The sequence below is a fragment of the Leuconostoc sp. S50 genome (assembly GCF_016624925.1).
Taxonomy (GTDB): Bacteria; Bacillota; Bacilli; order Lactobacillales; family Lactobacillaceae; genus Leuconostoc; species Leuconostoc pseudomesenteroides.
On record NZ_JACVUE010000012.1, the window covers coordinates 1 to 23,331 of the forward strand.

A 23,331-nucleotide genomic window follows, 5' to 3' on the forward strand; every position below is an offset into this window, starting at 1 on the left:
CTGATTCTGATTCTGATTCTGATTCTGATTCTGATTCTGATTCTGATTCTGATTCTGGCAGATCATGAATCGCTTCACTCTTTTTGTCAAGAGCTTTTGACCATTCATCAGCTTCGTGTTCATCAACTAAACCAACTTGCTCCATAACCGGTTGTGTTAAAGCACTACTCGTCGTTGTTTCGCTGTTTGATTGTGATAAAGTTTCAGATTGCGATTCTGACAAACTTTCTGAATTAGTCGTTGATTCGGGCTCAACGTTATTCTTCTTTTTACGGAAAATATCAAATAATCCCATTTGTTTCTCCTTTATTCATTGCTGGTAATCATCTTATCACGCCATATTTAGGAAGCCGTTTCAGCCATATTATCCAAATCAACAGCCACCATTTTCGATACACCAGCTTCTTGCATTGTCACACCATATAATAAGTTGGCATTCATCATTGTACCTTTTCGATGCGTAATGACAATAAATTGTGTTTCACCAGAAAATTCGTGCAAATAACGCGCAAACCTCGCCACGTTTGCTTCATCTAACGCTGCTTCGGCCTCATCAAGTACTACAAACGGCACTGGACGGACTTGTAAAATGGCAAATAATAACGTAATAGCTGTCAACGCCTTTTCACCACCAGACAACAAACTCATTTGTTGGAACTTTTTGCCTGGTGGTTGTGCCGTAATATCAATGCCCGTCGTTAAGAGATGCTCTGGGTCTGTCAACTTAATTTCTGCACGACCACCGCCAAACATTTGGGTGAAAATGCGACCAAAATGTTGTGCAACAGCGTCAAATGTGTGTTTGAAGCGAATTTGAACTTCTTCATCCATCTCATCAATTGTTTGTAGCAGATTATCTTTTGCAGATAACAAATCATCACGCTGCTGTGTTAAAAAATCAAAACGTTGCTTAACCGCTTCATATTCTTCAATGGCACCAATATTAACATTACCAATTTCATCCAAGCTACGCTTGATAAGTTTCAGTTGATCCGTGACTGTTTCTAGATTCAAATCAGCTAATTGCTGATAAAGGCCTTGACTATCACTAATATCATACTGTGATTCTAGTTGTGCCAATAAATTCTCATTTTGTGTCGTGAGCCTAGCTTGTTGTGCCGCAAGATCACTTTCTAATGCCATCACCGATCGTAGCGTTTCTTGTTGTTTGGCAAACTGTGTTTCCAAAACAGATAAATTATCAGTGATAATTGTTAGCTGTTGGCTAGTATCATCATGTTCTTTTTGGACTTTTGCAAGTTTTTCAACCGTTTCTGAAACTTGTTGTTCTGTCGCGATGTCATTTTGTGTTGCCGTTAATTTTTCTTGTAAATCATTGCGTTTAACAGTAAGACCTGCAGCTTGAGATTCTAACTCCTGTTGTTGGTTTCTCAGAATAGCGAGTTGACTTGTCACTGTTTCTAACTTACCGGTTAAAGTGACATATTCTGTCTGGATAGCAACTTTATCTTCATTATGGATTTGCGCCTTGTTAGAAGCCGATTCCAAAGCTCGAGATAATTCTTGATATTCAAGTTCTTGTGCCCGTTTTTGTGCTTGCTTTTCATCTAATTCTAACTCACAACGCTGTAGTTGTGTCGCTAACTCCTCTTGCTGCGACTCAATGTCCTTTAGCTCAAATTCAAGCGCCTGAACAACGCGTTTTTGCTGTTGCAATGTGTCTTGCTTGTGTTGCAATTCATAGTCAACTTTTTGGACATCATCATTGGCAGATTTTAGCTTTGTTTGCGCTTCAACCAGAGACTCTCTAATGTTTTCGCCATCGCGTCGTTGCGCCTGCAATTCAAGCTCTTGTGATTTTGATTGTTCTGCTAAATCAGTTATTTTCTGAGTAAGCGTTGCAATTTCAGTCTGGCGACTCAAAATCGTTGCGCCTCTCTTTTGTGTTGCGCCACCTGTCATTGAACCGCCGGCATTGATTAGTTGTCCATCAAGAGTCACAATACGAAAGCGATATTGATTAGCTTTTGCAATTTCAGTGGCGCTGTTCAAGTCTTTAGCAACCACAATATGTCCCAAAATATTTGCCTTAATGGCCGTCATTTCTTCAGGCATAGTCACTAAATCGGCAGCGATTCCAATAAAACCAGCCATCCTGCGCGCCTGTTCTAAACCATTTAAATGACGTGGCTTTATTGTATCAATTGGCAAAATTGTCACACGACCAGCTCGATTTTTTGTCAAGTAAGCAATAACTGACTTGGCTGTACTGGTTTGATCTACAATAATTTGCTGTAAGATTCCTCCCAATACCGTTTCGATAGCTAATGTATAAGCTGCAGGTACCGTCAATAATTCTGCTACGACACCTTTGATACCCACAAATTGATTTCTTACTTGGGGTTTCATTAAGGCCCGAACACCCTGGTAAAATCCTGCATAATCATCCATCGCTGTTAAAGCATCATGTTGACTACGAACTTTATTAAGATCATTTAATGTATTGTACCAATTTGTTTCAGCTTGTTTATACGCCTTTGCAGCATGATCAAACTGTTCTTGCCTTTTTGCAACATCTTGTTTTAGTGCCAAGACATCCTGTTGTGCCGCATCATTTGGCTGGTAATTAGCCACTTCTTGCTGTGCTTGTGACATGATGCCCGTCTCGTTTTTTAATCGCTCAGATAGAGTCTGATAACGACTTGTTATTTGAGCCAATTGCTTATCGTCATTCACTTTAGCATTGTGCAACGCTGCAATATCTTGCATTATTTGAATATAAGCATGACGATTTTTCTCGATGTCGGCTTGCAGTTGAGACTTGAGTTCTGATTGTGTCATATCATCAAACTGTGTCAGCTTTTGTTTTAGTATTGATTTTTGTTGTTTTAGTTCTGATTCTTGCTGTTGTAGTGGCGCAATTTGCGACGATAACGCTAATATTTTCTCATTTACCGCAGCAGTTGACCGTGTCGCCTCGTCAATATCACGCTCCAAAGTAGTCGTTTGTTGTTGACTCAAGTTTTGTGCACCAACCATGCGCTCATGAATTTGCGTCAATTTTAAAATATCATTTTGAAGTTGATCGCGTTTCAACTGCTGACTGACACGTTCCTGCCTTTTTTGCGATAACATATCGTTAATTTGTGACAAGGTGGCTTTGGCAGTTGCAACTTGTTTCTGTTGATCTGTATATTTTTCCTTGACTTGCTCAGCTTGTACATCAACAGCATGTATTGTTAAAGCTAAACGCGCCTTATCTAAAGTGTCAAACCGCTCTTTTTGAGATAAATAATCAGTAGCTTGGGCGGATTGTTCAGCCAAAGGTTCAATTCTATCTTCAATTTCGTGAATAATATCAGCAACACGGGACAAATTATCGCTCGTTTGTGATAACTCTTTCTGTGCTTTTTCTTTATTTTGTTTATATTTATATACACCAGCTACTTCTTCAATAATGCCACGGCGGTCTTCTGGTTTAGCATTAAAAATACTTTCCACGCGACCTTGAGAAATAATTGAAAAGCTTTCTCGTCCTAGTCCGGTATCCATAAATAAATCGTGAATATCTCGCAAGCGGCTTTCAACACCATTAATTTGATAAACACTTTCGCCACTTCTGTACAATTTACGTGTCACACGAATTTCACTAAAATCCGAATTAACATAATGATCACTGTTATCAAATGTAATGGCTACTTCTGCACGGTTGAGTGCGCCACGTTTATTGGTGCCACCAAAAATAACGTCGGACATTTTTGTCCCACGCAAATCTTTAGCACTTTGTTCTCCCATTACCCAGCGAATTGCTTCAATAATGTTTGATTTTCCTGATCCATTTGGACCAACAATACCAGTCATCCCTGGCATAAATTCAATCATTGTTTTGTCGGCGAATGACTTAAATCCGCTAATCTCAAGTGATTTCAATTTCATAGGCTGACATTATCTTCCAATAATTTTAAGGCAGTTCGCGCCGCTGCTTTTTCAGCATCTTTAATTGACTTCCCAGTCCCGCGCGCTAATTCTTTATCATCAACAGATACACTTGCCTCAAATAATTGTGTATTATCTGCTAACTGTTCTTCCTTTTCTGTGCGATAAGCAATATCAACTGTTCCCTTTACTTGCAAACGTTCTTGCAATCGACTTTTAAAGTCAATGAATCTGTCAAAAAAATCAGTATCAATCGCTGCGAACAATGTTTTATCAAGAAATTGGTTCACTTCTTTTGGCCCTTGATCTAAGTATAAGGCCCCAATAAAGGCTTCCCAGATGTCTTCTAGTAATGAATCGCGATCGCGCGCGCCGCTCATTTCTTCACCTTTGCCCAACCGAATACCTTCATTTAAATGAACTAAACGGGCAAAATGCGCAAAAGATCGTGTTTGCACCATTGCAATCCGCATCTCGGTTAATTGACCTTCATGCCAATTTGGATAGCGTTTGAATAGATATTCTGCAACAGTCACTTGCATGACAGAATCACCTAAAAATTCCAATCTTTGGTAGTCATGTCCTTTGTCATCAGGGTGTTCATTAAGATAATTGCGCTGAGTCAGCGCTTCAGTTAATAGTGTTTCGTCATTAAAACGAATACCATATTGCGTTAATATATGTTTTTTAAAACTGTCTTGTGACACGTTCTCGTCCTTTTAAAGCATAGTATACAGTCTATTATATCAAAAAACGACTGTATATTTTGATAAATTACAGTCGTCAAAAAATATCATGTGATAAAAACTTTATCTGCCTTAAATTTCAGCTTTTTCACGTACAACGTCAACAATTTCTGATGTATATTGCTCGACCAATTCTGGTGTCGCCGCTTCGACCATCACACGCAGTAGTGGTTCAGTTCCTGAAGGCCTCACTAAGACACGACCATCACCAGACATCTTTGTTTCTACTTCAGCAATTTTTGCGACAACATCAGCATCATGTTGCAAAGCAAATTTATCAGCAACTTTGACATTCACTAATTTCTGCGGATAAATTGAAACTTCAGCAGCTAGTTCAGAAAGCTTTTTACCGGTTTCGTGCATCACGTAAAGCAGCTGCAAGGCTGTCAGCAAACCGTCACCAGTCGTAGCCCAATCTCTGAAAATAATATGACCTGATTGTTCTCCGCCAAGGTTATAATCATTAGCCATCATTTCAGCCATAACATAACGATCACCAACAGCTGTTTTGACGCTTTGCATATCATTTTCGGCTAAGGCTTTATAAAAGCCAATATTGCTCATTACAGTTGACACAACTGTGTTATGCTTAAGCCGGCCTTGTTCATTTAAAAACTTTCCTGTGATAAACATGATTTTATCACCATCAACAATTTCGCCATCTTCTGTTACGGCAATCAAGCGATCACCATCACCATCAAAAGCTAATCCTGCATCAACTTCACTACCTTTGACCAATTCAGCTAATGCTTCTGGATGAGTTGAGCCAACGCCATCATTAATATTAATACCATTTGGTTCGGTACCCAATGTAATGAAATCAGTTCCCAAATCAGCAAATAATCTCGCCAATAAGCCACTAGTTGCGCCATTAGCGCCATCCAAAGCAACACGCATCCCTTCTAGGTTGGTTGGAATTGTCTTTTGCAAGAACTCCAAATACTTTTGTACGCCCTCAGGATAATTGTTAGCAATTCCAATACCATCAGCACTTGGACGTGGTAAGTTGTCTTCAGGGGCATCAAGTAACTGTTCAATTTCATATTCAAGTTCATCAGACAATTTAAAACCGTCATTACCAAAAAACTTAATCCCATTATCAGCAGCGGGATTATGCGAAGCGGTAATTTGAACACCCGCGTCTGCTTCCAAATTTTCAACTAAAAAGGCAACTGCCGGTGTTGTAATAACACCCAAACGCAAAACATCAATACCTACTGATAAAAATCCTGCCACAATCGCTTGTTGTAACATTTCACCGGAAATACGTGTATCACGACCAACAATAACTACTGGTCGCTTATCAGAGTTTTGTGCATGTTTTGTTAAAATTGCACCGCCTGTTCGACCCAAACGAAAAGCTAATTCTGGTGTTAAGCTTTGATTAGCAACGCCACGAACACCGTCTGTTCCAAAATATTTTAATTTAATATCTGACATAATTTATCGTCCTTTATTTTTGTGATGATGATGAACTACTCTGACTGCTACTTTCACTAGAACTACTGCTAGATGAGGAAGTACTTGAAGAGTCAGCAGAAGAGCTTGAACTACTACTTGATGATGTGCTGCTATCAGTAGCGGGTGTCACCGTTGCCTGTACCTTTGTCACGCTATAATGATCAATACCTGTTTGATCTGGTAAGTCCACTGACACAGTCGTCTTGCTCGTAATATTAGCCACATCGACCGGAACGGATAACGAGCTAATCGAATTCAGTATATCAGATGCGCCATATGCTGTCACAGTTTTTGGATCAAAAGTAACTGTATAGTTAGCCCCATTGGCATTTTTGAGGGTGGCTGAAAGAGACAATTTTTTACTGTCCTCAGGTCCCACATTTAAAGTCACATTAGCAGAATTGCCATCAATATTGACTTCCACTGCTGCACCATTTTTATCACGTGCAACAAGTTTGACAGACTTATTAACAGTACTCTTCGTATTATTATCTAGTGAGATAGCAGCTTCAATTGATGTCACTGCCTCGACATTAGCCTTAGGTCCTGAAATTTTGACCGACTTGGGATCCACTGAGGTGCCGCTAACTGCATAACCCGTTGCAATTTTAGTATGATCATAGGTTACTTTGACTGGAACGGTAGCCGTTTTACGTCGTGCGATTGTAACAGTAATTGTTTGGGGTGTCACAGTTGATGTTAGAGAAGCGTTCACACCGCGAAGTGCTAATTTGGCAGTGTGTTTGCCAACGCCCAAACCTCTTAAATCAGCGCTAGCTTGGATATCGTTACGATTTTGAGCGGCTGCCACCAGCGCTATAGAACCTTCAATACCAACCTTCACGCTTGATGGGGCACCTACAACAACGTATTTATCAGAATTAAATTGCAAATTAAGGGGAACACTCAAGGTTGCTCTTTTTTCAGGGACTAGTGTTGAAAAATTACCTGAGCCACTACCATTCGTTGTTGTAGAACGGGTACTCAAGACATAGGCTGATAAAAGAATCGCCATGACCAGAGAGACCACTAAGTTAACAGTTTTTGAATGACCAATCATTTTCATTTTGCTAACCCCCTACCACTCCTTTGCCACCAGTGTTTTGCGGCAGCCTCGTTAACTGGTGCAATAAACTGGCGTTCAAAGAAATTCATGTAGGCATCACGCGCCATGTGTCGCAATAGATCGCCATCTTGTGTAATGGAAATTTCACCAGTCTCTTCAGAAACAACGACTGTAATCGCATCACTTGCCTCACTAATACCAACGGCAGCACGATGTCGCGTTCCCAATTCTTTTGGAATACGTGTACTTTCTGAAAGTGGCAGATATGCTGCTGCGACAGCAACACGGTCATCATCAATGATCACCGCCCCATCGTGCAACGGTGTGTTAGGAATAAATGTATTAATCAAGAGTTGACTAGTAATGTAAGCATCTAACTTAATACCAGTTTTAATGTATTCATCTAAACTCGTGTCGCGTTTAATCGTGATTAGTGCACCAATACGGCGCTTTGACATGTACTGCAAGGCTTCGTCAAGGCTCTTGATAAGCTGCTGTTCCTTAGCATTATCAATATGCTGGCGACGCCATGTTAAACGGCGACCTAAAGTTTCAAGTCCCCGTCGAATTTCTTGCTGGAAAATAACGACCAGCGCAATTGGGGCCCATGTAATGAGCTGATCCATCAGCCAAGACAAAGTCGTCAAGCCAATGTACCAACTCACAACTTTAATTAAAATAACGACACCAACGCCAAATAAAATTTGTAACGCGCGCGTGCCTTCAACAAATTGAATTACTTTATAGAGCAGAAACCAAATGATGGCAATATCCACAAGATGCATCAGATTATTCAAAGTAAAATAAGATAAAATATCCATGGTTGTTACTCTTCATCCCTTCCTGCTAAAGCTGCTGTTTCAGCATAGTTAATAAATTGACGAATGTTAATACCTGCTTGTCGCGTAATTCTACCTTGTTCATAAAGCTGTTGGATAGTTTCACGTTGAACATTTAATGCTTTAACTTCAAGTTCCATACGATTTTTGTCATCCAAATCGCGCTGTTCAGGCGTGTCATCATGCTTTTCGTTTTCAATACGATTACGATAACCAACAATTAAATTATAAGCAGCCTGTCGTTCCATTCGATGTGAAACGGTATCACCGTTATACTTTTCCATATATTCCGATAGCGCCTTAATTGCTGCTTTAGAAGTTTCTGTGATGGCTAGTGATGTTTCTTGTCTAAATTTATCAGTTGACTCATCCGAAAGCCAAATCCTAATGCTTCGTAGTCCACGTCTAATCAGAATCAATAACCATTGCGTTGAAATGTGATAATGTTGGTCAGAATTAATTAGATTTTCCAGACGATCTAACCGTCTTGTCTGCGCGGAATAAGTAAGCACAGAAATCATTTCATCTGCCAATAACTGCCGCAAACGATCACGCTGTGCCTCTAAAGCCACAAAGCGTAATTCTCGGTCGTTTTCAACATTTTGTGATGGATTTTTTTTATCAAGTTGACGCCTGATTTGCGCCACGGTTTGTTGCTTGCGACCAATCAGCTCGTAAACGATAGTACGGTTATCATCATTTTGTTGTTCACGTAACACTTGTATACCAATTTGAATCGCGAAAATACGAGCCTGTGCTTCTGTTAAATCAACTTTACTCTTTTTTGGTGCAGTTGGCTCAACTTCAGCAATTTCGGGTTGCGTAAAATCATGAGTTGCCCGCTCTTTAGTCACAATCGGTAGCATCACAGTGGCGACTAACAAACTCATAATCACAACAACTGCTGCCACGAAAATGAGTAAATTACGTTGTGGAAACGCACTACCGTCATCAATAACGGACGGCACTGTCAACACCGCTGCCATCGTAACGGCGCCACGCACGCCCGTCAAGCCAGACGTGACAGCTGTTCGAAATGAAACACGTCGTTCTCTATGTTGTAAATGGTAAGTAATTTGCGTTCCGTACGCCCAAACCGTCCTGATAGCAAACACAATAAACCAGACAGTAACACCGTAAAAAATTGCCATACCGGTATGTATTTGGGTGCTACGAAAAATACTAGTCATAGCCGCTGGTAATTCAATTCCTAGTAACACAAAGATTGTGCCATTTAGTAAATAAACAAAAATTTCCCATGTTCGAACGGCTACCACACTAATTTCTGGGGACCGCGCATTAATATGCTGGTCGCTTAAAATTTTGGACAAGACACCACCAGCTACAACAGCAATAACCCCAGATGAATGAAACACGCCTTCCGCAATCCAATAAATAATAAAAGGCATTACCAATGTCACAACAGTGTGAAAAACCACATCATTTAAACCAGCGCGATCAAATGAATCTCGTAACCAACTGACAAAACTACCAATCACCAAGCCAACAATCAGGCCAACAATGGTCATCCAGAAAAAGTTACCAATCGCACTACCAATCAAAAAAGTACCTGCAACGGTTGCTTTAATGGCAGTATTGAAACTCACCAGACCGCTGGCATCATTGATTAAGCTTTCCCCAGAAACGACATGCATCACGTTAGCTGGTAATTTGACACGCCTAGCAATAGCTTGCACAGCAACTGGGTCAGTTGGTGATACAACTGCCGCTAGTGCCAATGCAACCGATTTAGGAAACTGTGGAATTAATAAATGAATGAAGAAACCACCTACTAGCGTAGTCAATAGAACTAATATGATGGCATTACCTAAAATTGGACCACGTAATTCCCATAATTCCCGTTTTGGGAAGCGCCAAGCATCATTAAATAGCAATGGCGCAATAAATAACAACATAAACCAATGCGAATCAACATCAACATAAATACCAAATGCAAAGGCCAAAAATAACCCAATCACAATTTGGAACAAACTAACTGGGATTTCGGGAATAAAATGAGAGATAACATTTGAAACCGTAACAGCAATAATTAATATAACGATTAATTCTAATATTGCCATGTGTTATCTTTCTCCCATAATTCTAACTTCTGCTTCCAATGTCACACCATATTTATCTTGAACTGTTTGCTGGACAAGCTTGATCAAATCCTCGTAGTCGTTGCCTGTACCATGCGCCACATTGACCATAAATCCCGCGTGTTTCTGTGACACTTCAACCCCACCAACTCTGACACCTTGCAAACCGGAATCCATGATGAGCTTTCCAGCAAAATAACCAGTTGGTCGTTTGAACACCGAACCATTGGATGGATAATTTAGGGGTTGCTTATTCGCACGCTTAAAGTTATTCTCATCCATACGAGCTTTAATCATTTCAGGATTTCCCGCCTGCAACGTAAATGTTGCTCGCAAGATAATACCATGATTATCTTGAAAGATCGAGTGCCGATAATCAAAGTCAAGCGCTTCATTACTAAATGTCTTTATTTCGCCACTAGGTAACAAGGCATCTACTGAACTTACGACCATATCAGTTTGCCCACCATACGCACCAGCGTTCATAAATACTGCACCACCAACAGTGCCCGGTATTCCTGCGCCCCATTCGAGGCCAGTCAGCCCATGTTCGAGCGCTTGCTCAGCAACCCAAATAAGATCCGCACCAGCATCTGCAATAAGCACATGATCACTAACTTGCACATCATGCAGATCGTGCAATAGAATAGTTAATCCACGTAGGCCACCATCTCGAACCACTAAATTTGATAGTCGTCCAAACACTTGCACAGTCATTGCTTTATTTTTTGCCCAAATGAGTAACTTTTTTAAATCATTTTGTGATTTTGGAATTGCGAGGTAATCAACAACGCCTCCGGCTTGCGTATACGCGTAGGGTGCCAAAGATTGTTGTTCTAATATTTCTATTTGCTCAAAATGCATGTTTTTTCGTCTCCAATGGCTATATATACCATTTTACCAAACTTTAAGACATTCTACGATGGTAGGCGGCATTTGTTTAGCATATTCTTCAATCATTTTTACGAAATTGATAACTTTAATTAGTTGATGCATAAAAAAAAATCACTCATCACAAGTGATTTGCTTTTGATTACTGGGCGTCTTTATCGTCACTATCCCCTTTAATACCCTTAACGAAGCCTTTAGCAGCGTCAACAGCGTCATGCGCCGTATCACGTACTTTTTGAACATCGTCTTTGGCTTGCCCTTTCAGTGACTGTGTCTTTCCTTCAACTTCACGTTCTTTATCACCTGTCAACCGACCTTCAAGCTCTTTGGCTTTGCCAATCAGTTTATCGGTAGTATTTTGAAACTTTTCGTCTTCTGCCATGCTTTTTCTCCTTTATTGACAATACTTTAGCTAATCTTCATCAAACCATAGCGCAATTTCACGCTCGGCCGCTTCAACTGAATCTGAACCATGAACAATGTTCATCATCGCTTCAACATCCCATTCACGACCCAAATCACCACGAATCGTACCCGGGGCTGCCTTAGTTGGGTTAGTCGTGCCCATAAGTGTACGCCAACCAGCAACTATGTTCGTGCCTTCACCCACCATTGCAATAACCGGTCCAGAGGTCATGTAACGCAATAAAGATGGATAAAATGATTTGCCAACATGTTCAGCATAGTGTTGTGCTAACAAAGTTTCATCCGGCAATACCATTTTCATTTTGGTAATATGGTAACCTTTATTCTCAATTCGCTTAATAATTTCACCAATTTTAGCACGTTTCACACCATCTGGTTTAATCATCATAAATGTTCGTTCAGTCATCGCGAGCTCCTTTGATTAGCTTGTACTTCTATTTTACCTAATAAAGAAAGCGGTTACAAGTCAATGTTTTCGTGCAGTACGTTTAACATCCTCAGGGCGATAGGTCATTGCCATGCCTTTCAACAAATTACGCAAATAGCGATCACCAGCCGGCTTGTAATTACGATGATCTGGTCGTCGCAATATGGCACTTAATTCACTTTTAGAAATAGTAATGCCCGCCGTCTTCATAAAGCTCATTAAATCATCGCTAGTGTAACCCATTGCAATTTTCAGTTTTTTAATGACCACATTATTAATACGCTCATCATTGGTCATATCAAACGTCGGTGGTATCGGCTTCAAATCAGCACCAATTTTATGACCACGCTGTGAAATGATTAAACCATTCATAAAAGATTCCAACATTGTGATTGAAACTTTTTCATCTCGCTTAGCTTCTGGTGTCTGTTTGGTTAACAAATCATGTAATTGTTGCTCATCAATTGTGACACCGCCCAAATCAAAAATCGTGATCATATCAGCATTTTTAATATTAAGTGCGTAGCGCAATCGAATAATAATATCGTTGTTATTCATCATTTCTCCAAATTAGTAAGGATGATTATCATATTCTTCCCAAGCTTCATGCGCGTCTTGAATGCGCTTAAACATCTTTTCCATTTCATTTAATGTGAAACTTGTCAATACCGGACGTCCGTGCGGGCAATTATAAGGGTTCTCTGTCTGCGTTAATGATTGCAAAAGCGTACGAGCCTGCAGATCACTCAGGTGCATGTTAGCACGAATGGAACGTTTACAACTCATCATAATAGCTGTGCGTTCACGAAATTCTGCAACGGTTAAATGACCGTCCCTTAAAATCCAGTCTACCATTTCTTTGATCGTATCTTCTTCTTGACCTTTGACAAACCATGTGGGATGTTCACGAATAATCACTGTTGTTGCCCCAAAAGGTTCTAGATGTAATCCAACCTGTTCTAAATCGGTTTCATGATCAGCAATTTTCAACATATCTGCTGCCGAATATGTAATCGTAATTGGTACTAACAAACGTTGCTTATCCTGCCCCACAAGCCCAATTTCTTCTCGATAATATTCATATTTAACACGCTCTTGAGCAGCATGTTGATCAATAAGATACAACCCTTCACTACTTTGAGCAAATAGAAATGTACCGTGCATTTGTCCAATATAATCTAATTCTGGAAAACCACTCTGGCTTTTGGGCGCGACATCAAGGATTTGTTGATCAGCAATCATCTGGGCGTGATAGCTCGGCATCTCTTCGGCAATCTGGTTGACTGGTTCACTGTCAAAAACTAATATTCCCTCTTCATGTTGATACTTCTCGGCAAAAGACTTTACTGCTGAATCCGTTAATTGACGTTTGTCCCTTATGGCAACAACCGCTTCATCATCTATTTTTGCTGGCGCAACTATCGGTGGCTTTTCACTTGACGTCCACGGTGCTAGTTGTTTAGCTTTGGGCGCTGGCTGATGAGTCTCCTGAGGTTTACCGTACAAATTTTCATAGGCATCGGGAATTAAATTTTCATCGGCCAATCTGTCTTTAATCGTTTTGATAATTAAATCAGCCAATTCAGTCTCTTTTGATAATCGTACCTCAGACTTTTGAGGGTGAACATTGACATCAATCAACAACGGACTAGTGCTGACATTTACTACACCCATTGGAAAACGACCAACCATCAATTTAGAACCATAGCCACGAATAACAGCATTCGAAACTGCAAAATTTTTAATGAATCGACCATTTATTAAAATGGTTAAATAATCTCGTGATCCTCGTGTCAATTCTGGTAATGAAATGAAGCCAGTCACGTTGAAATCATCATCTTCACCACCAATTTCAACCATTTTTTGCGCAACATCACGACCATAAATAGCAGCTACCACTTGTTGCTGGTTACCATTACCAGTCGTTTGCAACAAATTCCGACCATCGGCTGTCACAGTGAAAGCAATATTAGCATAAGACAAAGCAATACGATTCATAATGTCTGCAATACGCGCTAATTCTGTTTGTGGGCGTTTGAGATATTTCAAACGCGCTGGCGTGTTGTAAAACAAATCTTTAACCGTTACCACCGTTCCGCGACGTCCATTAGCAGGTGTTGCTGACACTTGCTTCCCGCCCTTGATATGATACATGAGCCCGGTGTTTGAAGCGGCAGTGGTTGTATTCAATGTAACGTCTGCAATTGCGGCAATTGATGGTAAGGCTTCACCTCGAAATCCCAGCGACATGATATTAAATAAATCATGGCGATCGTTAATTTTACTTGTTGCATGTCTGGTAAATGCCAGTGGCACATCTTCAGGGTCAATGCCATCACCATTATCAACGACGCGAATCATTGATTCACCGGCATCTTCAACTAAAATTTCAATTTGAGTGGCACCCGCATCTATGGCATTTTCAACCAGCTCTTTGACAACACTAGCCGGTCTCTCAATCACTTCACCCGCTGCAATTTGGTTGGCTAAAAGATTAGATAATTCATGTATACGTGTCATAATTTATGACCTCAATTTCTTCAAATCTGCTAACAAATTCAGTGCGTCCAAGGGCGTCATTGTGGCAATTGTAATCTGATCTAATTTTGCTAACAACTTTTCAGTGTTCTGATCTACCGCGTCCACATTAAACAACGCTACTTGCTGACTCGCAGGTGTTTCACTGGTAGGTTGACTGGTTATGCTGCCTTGCTCTAATCCGCTCAAAATGTTGGTAGCATTTGCAATTAATGTTTCTGGCAATCCAGCCAAGGCTGCCACGTGAATACCATATGATTTGTCAGCTGGTCCCGCTTGAATTTGATGTAGAAAATGAAGCTTACCTGCTTCATCCTCAACCGCGCCAACATGAACATTAACGATACTTGCATGTTGATTGGCTAGTGCCGTTAGTTCATGATAGTGAGTGGAAAAAAGTGTTTTGGCGTGGACATGGGCATCCAAATATTCAATAATTGCTTGCGCAAGTGCCATGCCATCGTAAGTAGCCGTCCCACGACCTAACTCATCAAATAAAATCAAGGAATGCGCAGTGGCTTCTTGCAACGCCAAATTGGCTTCAGCCATTTCCACCATGAATGTTGACTGACCCATTGCCATATCATCGTTTGCCCCGATTCGGGTAAAAATTTGATCAAACACTGGCAACACAGCGCTGTCAGCGGGGACGAAACTTCCCATTTGTGCTAACATCACAATCAACGCCAATTCTCTCATGTACGTTGATTTTCCGGCCATATTTGGTCCTGTAATTAACTGCATACTGGTATCTTGATCAAGCAAAACATCGTTGGCAACAAACTCACCAGTGGCTAATAACGATTCGACGACAGGATGACGGCCTTGTTTGATATCAATGACATTGTCATTCGTAAACGTTGGTCTAACAAAACGATGGCTGTCCGCTACATCTGCTAAACTTGCTAACACATCTAAACGCGCCACTTGGCGTGCTAAGGTCTGAAGGCGATTGATGTTAGCCTTGACCCGCTCTCGCACTGTAACAAACAATTCGTATTCACGTTCCGTTCGCTTAAGCTGAGCTTCGTTAATCAGGCTTTCGTGTTCTTTTAATTCAGGTGTGACAAAGCGTTCTGCGTTCGTCAAGGTTTGACGCCGTTCATAGCGTCCTTCAGGTAACTTAGCAACGTTGGCTCGTGACACTTCAATGAAAAAGCCAAAGTTTTTATTGTATTTCACTTTTAATGTGTTGATGCCTGTTGCAGCACGTTCATCCGTTTCTAACTGTGCTAACCATTGTTGGTTTTCTGTTAAAACACGACGATAATCGTCAATTTTACTATCGAAACCAGTGTTAATCAGATCACCCTCACGCACACTAACTGGCGGATCATCAACAATTGCTTCATCAATTAAACCAGCTAAATCAGCCATCGCATCTAATTCACCACCGGCCGAGCTCAAGATACTATCACCCTCAGCCAAAACTGATTTCATCCCCGGAATAGCAGATAATGATCGTTTCAACTGCACTAATTCGCGTGGATTCATCGTTCCCATAGCTGCACGCGCCGCCAATCGTTCCAAATCATAAACTGATTTTAAATGGTCTTGTAGTGCACCGCGCACAAAAAAAGCATTTTGAAAGGCCGAAACAACATCTAATCGATGGTTAATGTCATCAATATCGCGTAATGGTTTCAATAACCATTGTTTTAATAAGCGTCCACCCATTGCCGTTTTGGTTTCATCAATTAAACCTAATAATGAACCAGATTTTTTATGGGTTCTAGCATTTTCGACCAAATCCAGATTCGTACGGGTATCTTGATTGAATTTAAGGTAGGCAAGACGCTCATAACTCTCAGCGGGGACAATATGTTCAAGATTGCGTCGTTGCGTATCAAATAAGTAGTTCAATAAAAGCGCTGTAACACTTGCTTCACTTGCGTTGGCTAATCCCTTGGTTAAAAAGCTAACAGTAGCATTAGCTTCAGCTGATTCCTGAGTTGAGACAACTAGTCCCTCTTCACCTAATTGATTAGCAATTTGTTGGGCAATTGTTGGCTCGTCATTTTTTAATAGCACCACTTCTTTGACTTCAAGAGAACGCAACTCATCTATCACATCTTCAAAACGCTTAATCGTTGTTACTTTTAATTCACCGGTTGATAAATCAATGTAACTGAGACTGAACCGCTGATCATCTGGTAAAATTGCTGCTAAATAATTATTTTGCTTATCATTTCCTGCCCCACCAAGCATCTTTGTACCAGGTGTTATCAGTTGAACAACATCACGTTTTACCATACCTTGTGCAACGGCTGGATCTTCCATTTGTTCAACAATGGCGACTTTATAGCCTTGATCAACTAGAATATCAATATAATTTTGTGCCGCGTGGTGGGGAATGCCAGCCATCGGCACTGGGTTTTCAGCATTTTTATTACGTGCCGTTAACGTTAATTCTAATAATTTTGCACCCAAAACAGCGTCATCTTCAAACAACTCGTAAAAATCTCCCAAACGATAAAAAACGAATGCGTCAGGATATTGCTTTTTGATTTCATGATACTGCACCATCATCGGTGTATCAGCGGTTTTGCCCATAATCAATGCCTCTTTTCATAACTATAATTTTACCATACGATATTTTACAACTTGCTAATAAAAACGCTCACATACACCAAATGATGCCACGTGAACGATTGACTTGTCTTGTCAAATTATGATTTTACACCGCGCTTAAAGACAGTGACACTCTCAATATGAGTGGTCTGTGGAAATTGGTCGAGTGGTTGAATGTCGCCATCAATCACGTAACCATTTGCTAAAATTTCGACAGCATCACGCGCTAAAGTAGCTGGATTACAACTGATATAAACAAAAGTCTCTGGTGCCATTGTACTAACTGCTTCAATCAACTCAGAAGTTAGCCCTTTTCGTGGTGGATCAACAAACACAACGTTGGGTTTTAATCCTTCATTTGCCCATTTTACCATTTGGTCTGGTGCATCGGCCAACACAAACTCTACATTACCAATATGATTATTTTGTGCATTCTTTTCTGCGTCAGCAACAGCGCCTTCAATGACTTCAACACCATAAACTTTTTTCACCTGATCAGCAACTGATAAAGTAATGGTTCCAATACCAGAGTATGCATCAACTACTGTATCTGTAGATTTCAATCCAGCTTTTTTTGCAGCTAATGTATAAAGTACAGATGTTGTCTGTGGGTTCACTTGATAAAATGAATTTGGTCCAATCACAAAATCTTTACCCATTAACTGATCGTGAATATCATCCGCGCCCCAGATTGTTTCATTCCAATCACCCATAATTACATTAGTATCGTGGTTATTAATATTGTGAATAAAGCTCTTTAGTTCTGGTAACTTTGCTCGTAATTTGTCAGCAATCTCTTCTGCTTCAGGTAGACGTTTGGTATTGGTGACAATAACAACCATCAGCTCATGTGAATAGTAACCACGGCGAGCCATAATATGTCGGACAACCCCTTTTTTGGTTTGTTCATCATAAGCAGACAAATTGTAGTCTCGCAAAATGTCTCGTGTTACACGAACTGCTTCATCCACTTTTGAATCTTGAATGTAAAAATTATCAACTGGTACAAGCTTATGGGAGCCTCGACGATAAAATCCGGTTGTCAGTTGACCATTAATCATTTGCACCGGAACCTGGGCCTTATTACGATAAGCCGTAGGATTCGTCATGCCAATAGTTGGCGCAACGTTGACTGACAGGTTAACCTTTTTAAATAATTGTTCAATTTGACGCTGTTTAAACTTAAGTTGCGCATCATACTTTAAATTGGCTAATGGCGCAATTCCTGTTGTAATTGCAACTTGATCAACGTCGGACACACGATCTGGCGAAACAGTTACACGATTGATAACACGTCCAAATGCATAATTCTTCAGAACTTTTGTCACAACAACACGGAGGGTCTCTCCAGGAATCGCATCAACAACAAAAATTGGAAAACTATCAATTTTGATGACGCCCATACCTTGATAAGTAATATCAATTACTTCAGCTTCAACTTCTTGGTTCTTACTAACTGGTACTTTTTTTGGATAAACTCGATTAGCTTTCGCCATGATAATAACTACTTTCTCGCGTCTTTTGATACGCACTTATAATGAAATTACAACAAAATCAAAGTTGATAGACAGTCAATTTTCTAATTTTTCCGCAGCTTCAACAAACTTGCGTTTAGCATCACTAACAACTGTCTCAGACATGCCTGAACGATTAGCCACAAACTCGATATGTTGCTGCAAATCAGTAAATACCATCGGTGCATCTCCACCATATTCACCATCAATATTGACTTTCATTTGGGCATTATTTAGTGGCAAAATTTCAACTTTATTTGTCTTTTTATAAATCAAATTTGGGTTGTTAATATGCTTACCACCATTAATCATTTGGGCAACCATTTGTAGTATTTGTCCCAAATTTGATTCTTTAATAATGAGCAATGTGAACCGACCATCATCGAGTTGTGCATCAGGTACAATTGATTCAAATCCACCGACCGAATTGGTCAATGCCAAAAAAATCATAGAAATACTACCGGAATATTCACCGTCGTCATATTGCACCGTCGCATTAACCGGTTTGATCCGAGTCAACAATTCTGCACCTTTGACCAAATAAGCAAGATATCCATACAAAGATTTCATCAATGATGGCACTGCATAAGTCACTTCACTAATGGTCCCTAGTGCCGCAATATTCATGAAATATTTGGTTTTGTCATCTTTATCAATTTGACCAATATCCATTTTAATGGTCTCATTTTGTAAAATAACCTTGGCGGCTTCTAGTGGTTCGTCACGAGGTAATTTTAAAGCTCGCGCATAATCATTAGTTGTTCCCGCTGGAATGACAGCCATCATAGGGCGTTGCTTCAAGGGCGACAAGCCATTAACAACCTCGTTAATCGTACCGTCTCCACCAGCAGCAACAATCAAATCAAAGCCTTCTTCTGCAGCTCGTTTAGCTTCTTTAGCCGCACTCATTGGCTCAGGTGTTGTCGCAAAAGCAGATGTTTCGTAACCAGCTTTTTCATATACAGATAAAATATCTAACATTTCACGTTTAATTGCTTCTCGACCAGAAGTCGGATTATAGATGATTCTTGCTCGTTTCATAGTTAAGCATGTTAACCGACCTAGTAACGTCAGTCGCATGTTTCCTTTCTGAGAAATATATGTACATGAAGCAATGAATTTGCTTCACTAAATTAACAGTTGGTTTAGCGTTTGTTTAATTCTGCCAACAATAACTTGTTCAAAACACCTGGGTTAGCCTGTCCCTTTGACATTTTCATCAATTGACCGATCAAATAACCCGTAGCACGATCTTTTCCACCCTTAAAGTCTTCGATTGATTGTGGATTGTTATCCAACACTTCAGTAATCCAAGCTAACAGTACAGCGGGATCGCTTAGTTGAACTAAGCCATGCGCTTTTGCGAATGCTTCAGGCTCTTCACCCGTCATGATCGCTTCAAAAACTTGTTTGGCTTGTTTGGTTGAAATTGTACCATCTTCAATCAACTTCACCATGCCCGCCAAATGTTCTGGGGTCAGCTCTGTATCTTGCAATTCTACTTGATGTTTGTTCATATAAGCATTGACATCACCAATCAAATAATTCGCTGCACGTTTAGCATCAGCACCAGCGGCAATTGTATCATCATAAAAATTAGCCATAGCCAGTGTCTGCGTTAACACTTCAGCATCATACGGCTCAATACCAAGGTCGTTCACATAGTGGTCGCGGCGCTCACCAGCTGACTTGGGTAAGCTTGCTGCAACTTCATCAATCCATGTTTGATCGATAACCACTGGTGACAAATCAGGTTCTGGAAAATAGCGGTAATCATCAGCGCCTTCTTTGACACGCATTAAAATCGTTGACTTTGTGGGCTCATCATATCGTCGTGTTTCCTGACGAATTTCACCACCAGCGCGGAGCACTTCGGCTTGACGCTTTTCTTCAAATATCAATGCATTACGAACATAGTTAAACGAGTTGATATTTTTCATTTCAACCTTGGTTCCGTAAGTATCTGATCCGTATGGTCGAATTGAGATATTGACATCGGCACGCATTTGCCCTTCTTGCATTTTGGCTTCAGACACGCCAGTGAACAAAACGGCTTGACGTAATTGTTCAAGGTAAGCATATGCTTCTTCTGGTGAGGCAATATCTGGCTCAGACACAATTTCAATCAACGGTGTCCCTTGACGATTCAAATCAACATATGAATAGCCGTCGCTACCGTGCGTGTTTTTTCCAGCATCTTCTTCAACGTGCATTTCTTTAATGCGAACACGTTTGACTGTACCATCTTCCAAAGCCACATCCAAATAACCATTTGTACCAATGGGGGTTTGTGACTGTGTTGTCTGATAAGCCTTAGGATTATCAGGGTAGAAATAGTTCTTACGGTCCCAACGAATAAATGGTGAAACAGTTGCGTTTAACGCCAGTGCCACACGCATACCGTATTCCAGCGCGCCTTTATTGGCAACAGGCAAAACACCTGGATAGCCAAAATCAATCACGTTCGTATTTTCATTAGGCTCATCACCATAATGTACCGGTGAGGGTGACAACAGCTTAGAGTTTGTTTGCATTTCAACGTGGACTTCAAGTCCAATTGTTGTTTCAAAATTTCCAGTTCCCATTTGTGTGCCCCTCCTTTTTAATACTTTGTCGCAATGTCAGGCTGCTGATCAAACAAGCGACTTGCTTGCTCGTAAGCATAACCAGTTTGATAAACAGTTTGTTCATCAAAAGGTTTACCAATGATTTGCAAACCAACTGGGAGTCCATCAACAAAACCAGCGTTCACTGACAATCCTGGTAATCCTGCCAAATTCACCGGAATGGTTAATACATCTGCCAAATACATAGCTGTTGGATCATCGACTTCTTCACCTAATCCATAGGCAACAGTTGGTGCAGTTGGTCCAACGATTACATCATACTTTTCAAAGACTTTGTTAAAATCTTCAATTAATAACGTTCTAATCTTGGCAGCTTTTTTGAAGAAGGCATCATAAGCACCAGCTGATAGAGAGAAAGTTCCTAACATGATACGACGCTTTACCTCATCCCCAAATCCTTCTGAACGTGTTTTAATATATAAATCTTCCAAGTTCTTGACATCATCAGCTCGGAAACCATAGCGTACGCCATCATATCGTTGTAAGTTGGATGAAGCTTCTGAAGACATAATAATATAATAGGCTGCGACACCATATTTTGTGTGTGGTAGGCTGACTTCATCCACCGTAGCACCTAAAGCTTCCAATTGAGCGATGGCAGCCTTAACTTGCTGTGCCACTTTAGGATCAATACCTTCTCCAAAATATTCTTTTGGTACAGCAATTTTCAAGCCCTTAACATCACCCGTCAATTTCTTCGAAAAGTCAGGTACTTCACGCTGAGATGCTGTTGAATCGTGCGCATCAAAACCAGCAATTGCACTCAAAACAGCAGCATTGTCCTGAACTGTCCGTGTGAAAGGACCAATTTGGTCCAACGATGATGCCATTGCGAACAATCCCCAACGTGATACGCGACCATAAGTTGGTTTCATGCCAACAATACCATTAAAGGCAGCTGGCTGGCGAATGGAACCACCAGTGTCTGAGCCTAATGCAAATGGCACTTGTCCACCCGCAACAGCAGATGCAGAACCACCTGATGACCCACCAGGCACCTTACTATGGTCCCATGCATTCGTTGTTTTCTTGTAATAAGAAGTTTCCGTTGAACCACCCATCGCAAACTCATCCATATTAGTTTTACCGACTGAAACAGCACCACTATTGGATAACTTTTCAACCACTGTGGCATTATAGATTGGTTTAAAGCCTTCCAAAATATGAGAGGCCCCCGTTGTTTGAATACTCTTGGTAGCCAAGTTATCTTTTAACCCAACTGGAATGCCTGTCAACACATTGTCAAAATTGCCTTTTTCATCAATCAATTTTGCTTGTGCTAGCGCTTCATCAGGGTTGGTTGAAATAAATGCTTGTAATTGTTCATCTGTAGCGGCAATATTATCAAGCGTGGCTTCGGTCAACTCCGTTGCCGTGATTTCTTTATTAACCAACTGATCATGCAATGATGCTAAATCATGCTCAAAATAATTAAATGTCATATTTACTCACCCTCGCCATCTAGAATTGCTGGCACTTTAATTAATCCAGCTGCTGCCAAAGGCGCATTATCCAATAGTTCTTGCTTTTGTCCCCAATTATCTGCGACATCATCTCGTAAGTGATTGACTGTCTCGGTTACAGAATAAGTTGGATCGACATTAACCGTATCAACTTCGCTCAAGGTATCAAAAATATTTAAAATGTCACTCAATTGTGTTGTAAATTGATCTAGTTCTGCGTCGTTAAACGCTAATTTTGCTAGACCGGCAACATGAGCAACTTCGTCACGTGTTATTGCTGTTTCAGCCATGTGTGAGATAGTTCCTTCCAAATTTATATACTGTATTATTTTACCACACTCTATCAGGTCATTGCCCTTGCATTTCAAGACATTTCATGTATAATTGAATACGTTGTATAAACAACACGACCAAATACTTTGTTTGACGTCTCACCGTCGTTTTACACAGTTTTTGGTGACATTTTAGAAAGGTGGATATGATTATGGCCCTTACACAAGAACGTAAGAACGAAATCATTAAGGAATATGCCCGCCACGAAGGCGATACAGGTTCAGCAGAAGTACAAATCGCAGTTTTGACTGCTGATATTAACGAGTTGAACGTACACATGGCAGCTCACAAACATGATTTCCACTCACAACGTGGTTTGATGAAGAAAATTGGTAGCCGTCGTAACTTATTACGTTACCTCCGCAATACTGATATTCAACGTTATCGTGAATTAATCCAACGCTTAGGCTTGCGTCGTTAATCTTCGGATTAC

At 40.5% G+C, this 23,331-nt stretch carries 18 protein-coding genes and 1 pseudogene; 1 reads left to right on the forward strand and 18 read right to left on the reverse strand.

Features of this window, described 5'->3' with window-relative positions; genetic code table 11:
* The 18 genes and pseudogenes from IAE53_RS09240 to gatC form a co-directional block, all read right to left on the reverse strand.
* Positions 1 to 295: pseudogene (locus tag IAE53_RS09240) on the reverse strand (signal recognition particle-docking protein FtsY); the annotation flags it as partial.
* 47 nt (positions 296 to 342) lie between these two features.
* On the reverse strand, positions 343 to 3,897 hold the full coding sequence (gene smc, locus IAE53_RS09245) for a chromosome segregation protein SMC (protein WP_200136399.1): 3,555 nt from the start codon (positions 3,895 to 3,897) through the stop codon (positions 343 to 345).
* Positions 3,894 to 4,604: a ribonuclease III gene (rnc, locus tag IAE53_RS09250; protein WP_010275813.1), complete on the reverse strand. Its 711-nt coding sequence runs from the start codon at positions 4,602 to 4,604 to the stop codon at positions 3,894 to 3,896. The genes smc and rnc overlap by 4 nt, the downstream gene beginning before the upstream one ends.
* Positions 4,605 to 4,715: 111 nt before the next feature.
* Positions 4,716 to 6,083 carry a phosphoglucosamine mutase gene (gene glmM / locus IAE53_RS09255; RefSeq protein WP_139967370.1) on the reverse strand — a complete coding sequence of 456 codons (1,368 nt, stop codon included), beginning with the start codon at positions 6,081 to 6,083 and terminating at the stop codon, positions 4,716 to 4,718.
* 13 nt (positions 6,084 to 6,096) lie between these two features.
* Positions 6,097 to 7,170 (reverse strand): YbbR-like domain-containing protein, encoded by a 1,074-nt coding sequence (locus IAE53_RS09260; protein ID WP_200136398.1) that lies wholly within the window; start codon positions 7,168 to 7,170, stop codon positions 6,097 to 6,099.
* Positions 7,167 to 7,991 carry a diadenylate cyclase CdaA gene (gene cdaA, locus IAE53_RS09265; protein WP_004910513.1) on the reverse strand — a complete coding sequence of 275 codons (825 nt, stop codon included), beginning with the start codon at positions 7,989 to 7,991 and terminating at the stop codon, positions 7,167 to 7,169. The genes IAE53_RS09260 and cdaA overlap by 4 nt, the downstream gene beginning before the upstream one ends.
* A gap of 5 nt (positions 7,992 to 7,996) precedes the next feature.
* Positions 7,997 to 10,090, reverse strand: a complete 2,094-nt coding sequence (locus IAE53_RS09270; protein ID WP_148424211.1) for a Na+/H+ antiporter — start codon at positions 10,088 to 10,090, stop codon at positions 7,997 to 7,999.
* Positions 10,091 to 10,093: 3 nt separating this feature from the next.
* Entirely contained in the window at positions 10,094 to 10,972 is an 879-nt protein-coding gene (murB, locus tag IAE53_RS09275; protein ID WP_148424210.1) for a UDP-N-acetylmuramate dehydrogenase, read from the reverse strand.
* A gap of 169 nt (positions 10,973 to 11,141) precedes the next feature.
* Positions 11,142 to 11,381, reverse strand: a complete 240-nt coding sequence (locus IAE53_RS09280; RefSeq protein ID WP_139967366.1) for a CsbD family protein — start codon at positions 11,379 to 11,381, stop codon at positions 11,142 to 11,144.
* A gap of 30 nt (positions 11,382 to 11,411) precedes the next feature.
* The gene (gene ndk, locus IAE53_RS09285) at positions 11,412 to 11,831 is read right to left on the reverse strand and encodes a nucleoside-diphosphate kinase (RefSeq protein WP_010275790.1); all 420 of its coding nucleotides are present in this window, start codon (positions 11,829 to 11,831) and stop codon (positions 11,412 to 11,414) included.
* 60 nt (positions 11,832 to 11,891) lie between these two features.
* The gene (locus tag IAE53_RS09290; RefSeq protein WP_200136397.1) at positions 11,892 to 12,410 is read right to left on the reverse strand and encodes a DUF1456 family protein; all 519 of its coding nucleotides are present in this window, start codon (positions 12,408 to 12,410) and stop codon (positions 11,892 to 11,894) included.
* A gap of 12 nt (positions 12,411 to 12,422) precedes the next feature.
* On the reverse strand, positions 12,423 to 14,372 hold the full coding sequence (gene mutL, locus IAE53_RS09295) for a DNA mismatch repair endonuclease MutL (protein WP_200136396.1): 1,950 nt from the start codon (positions 14,370 to 14,372) through the stop codon (positions 12,423 to 12,425).
* A 3-nt stretch (positions 14,373 to 14,375) separates the two neighbouring features.
* Positions 14,376 to 16,943 (reverse strand): DNA mismatch repair protein MutS, encoded by a 2,568-nt coding sequence (mutS, locus tag IAE53_RS09300; RefSeq protein ID WP_188353033.1) that lies wholly within the window; start codon positions 16,941 to 16,943, stop codon positions 14,376 to 14,378.
* Between the two features lie 116 nt (positions 16,944 to 17,059).
* Entirely contained in the window at positions 17,060 to 18,457 is a 1,398-nt protein-coding gene (gene rlmD / locus IAE53_RS09305) for a 23S rRNA (uracil(1939)-C(5))-methyltransferase RlmD (protein WP_200136395.1), read from the reverse strand.
* A 75-nt stretch (positions 18,458 to 18,532) separates the two neighbouring features.
* Positions 18,533 to 19,516: a diacylglycerol kinase family lipid kinase gene (locus IAE53_RS09310; protein ID WP_004910532.1), complete on the reverse strand. Its 984-nt coding sequence runs from the start codon at positions 19,514 to 19,516 to the stop codon at positions 18,533 to 18,535.
* A 104-nt stretch (positions 19,517 to 19,620) separates the two neighbouring features.
* Positions 19,621 to 21,060 carry an Asp-tRNA(Asn)/Glu-tRNA(Gln) amidotransferase subunit GatB gene (gatB, locus tag IAE53_RS09315; protein ID WP_200136394.1) on the reverse strand — a complete coding sequence of 480 codons (1,440 nt, stop codon included), beginning with the start codon at positions 21,058 to 21,060 and terminating at the stop codon, positions 19,621 to 19,623.
* A 17-nt stretch (positions 21,061 to 21,077) separates the two neighbouring features.
* A complete protein-coding gene (gene gatA / locus IAE53_RS09320; RefSeq protein ID WP_200136393.1) occupies positions 21,078 to 22,544 on the reverse strand; it encodes an Asp-tRNA(Asn)/Glu-tRNA(Gln) amidotransferase subunit GatA in 1,467 nt (488 codons plus the stop codon).
* Between the two features lie 2 nt (positions 22,545 to 22,546).
* Positions 22,547 to 22,855: an Asp-tRNA(Asn)/Glu-tRNA(Gln) amidotransferase subunit GatC gene (gatC, locus tag IAE53_RS09325; RefSeq protein ID WP_148424204.1), complete on the reverse strand. Its 309-nt coding sequence runs from the start codon at positions 22,853 to 22,855 to the stop codon at positions 22,547 to 22,549.
* 194 nt (positions 22,856 to 23,049) lie between these two features.
* On the opposite strand from gatC, the gene rpsO reads away from it, so the two are divergent.
* Complete coding sequence (gene rpsO, locus IAE53_RS09330; protein ID WP_004902545.1) at positions 23,050 to 23,319, forward strand: 30S ribosomal protein S15; 270 nt, start codon at positions 23,050 to 23,052, stop codon at positions 23,317 to 23,319.
* Positions 23,320 to 23,331: the final 12 nt, after the last annotated feature.

What these genes read in the sequence shown, in the direction of transcription:
- smc (WP_200136399.1), bottom strand. Translation starts at nt 3,897, where the DNA reads ATGAAATTGAAATCACTTGAGATTAGCGGATTTAAGTCATTCGCCGAC.
- glmM (WP_139967370.1), bottom strand. Translation starts at nt 6,083, where the DNA reads ATGTCAGATATTAAATTAAAATATTTTGGAACAGACGGTGTTCGTGGC.
- IAE53_RS09260 (WP_200136398.1), bottom strand. Translation starts at nt 7,170, where the DNA reads ATGAAAATGATTGGTCATTCAAAAACTGTTAACTTAGTGGTCTCTCTG.
- cdaA (WP_004910513.1), bottom strand. Translation starts at nt 7,991, where the DNA reads ATGGATATTTTATCTTATTTTACTTTGAATAATCTGATGCATCTTGTG.
- IAE53_RS09270 (WP_148424211.1), bottom strand. Translation starts at nt 10,090, where the DNA reads ATGGCAATATTAGAATTAATCGTTATATTAATTATTGCTGTTACGGTT.
- murB (WP_148424210.1), bottom strand. Translation starts at nt 10,972, where the DNA reads ATGCATTTTGAGCAAATAGAAATATTAGAACAACAATCTTTGGCACCC.
- IAE53_RS09280 (WP_139967366.1), bottom strand. Translation starts at nt 11,381, where the DNA reads ATGGCAGAAGACGAAAAGTTTCAAAATACTACCGATAAACTGATTGGC.
- ndk (WP_010275790.1), bottom strand. Translation starts at nt 11,831, where the DNA reads ATGACTGAACGAACATTTATGATGATTAAACCAGATGGTGTGAAACGT.
- IAE53_RS09290 (WP_200136397.1), bottom strand. Translation starts at nt 12,410, where the DNA reads ATGAATAACAACGATATTATTATTCGATTGCGCTACGCACTTAATATT.
- mutL (WP_200136396.1), bottom strand. Translation starts at nt 14,372, where the DNA reads ATGACACGTATACATGAATTATCTAATCTTTTAGCCAACCAAATTGCA.
- mutS (WP_188353033.1), bottom strand. Translation starts at nt 16,943, where the DNA reads ATGGGCAAAACCGCTGATACACCGATGATGGTGCAGTATCATGAAATC.
- rlmD (WP_200136395.1), bottom strand. Translation starts at nt 18,457, where the DNA reads ATGGCGAAAGCTAATCGAGTTTATCCAAAAAAAGTACCAGTTAGTAAG.
- IAE53_RS09310 (WP_004910532.1), bottom strand. Translation starts at nt 19,516, where the DNA reads ATGAAACGAGCAAGAATCATCTATAATCCGACTTCTGGTCGAGAAGCA.
- gatB (WP_200136394.1), bottom strand. Translation starts at nt 21,060, where the DNA reads ATGGGAACTGGAAATTTTGAAACAACAATTGGACTTGAAGTCCACGTT.
- gatA (WP_200136393.1), bottom strand. Translation starts at nt 22,544, where the DNA reads ATGACATTTAATTATTTTGAGCATGATTTAGCATCATTGCATGATCAG.
- gatC (WP_148424204.1), bottom strand. Translation starts at nt 22,855, where the DNA reads ATGGCTGAAACAGCAATAACACGTGACGAAGTTGCTCATGTTGCCGGT.
- rpsO (WP_004902545.1), top strand. Translation starts at nt 23,050, where the DNA reads ATGGCCCTTACACAAGAACGTAAGAACGAAATCATTAAGGAATATGCC.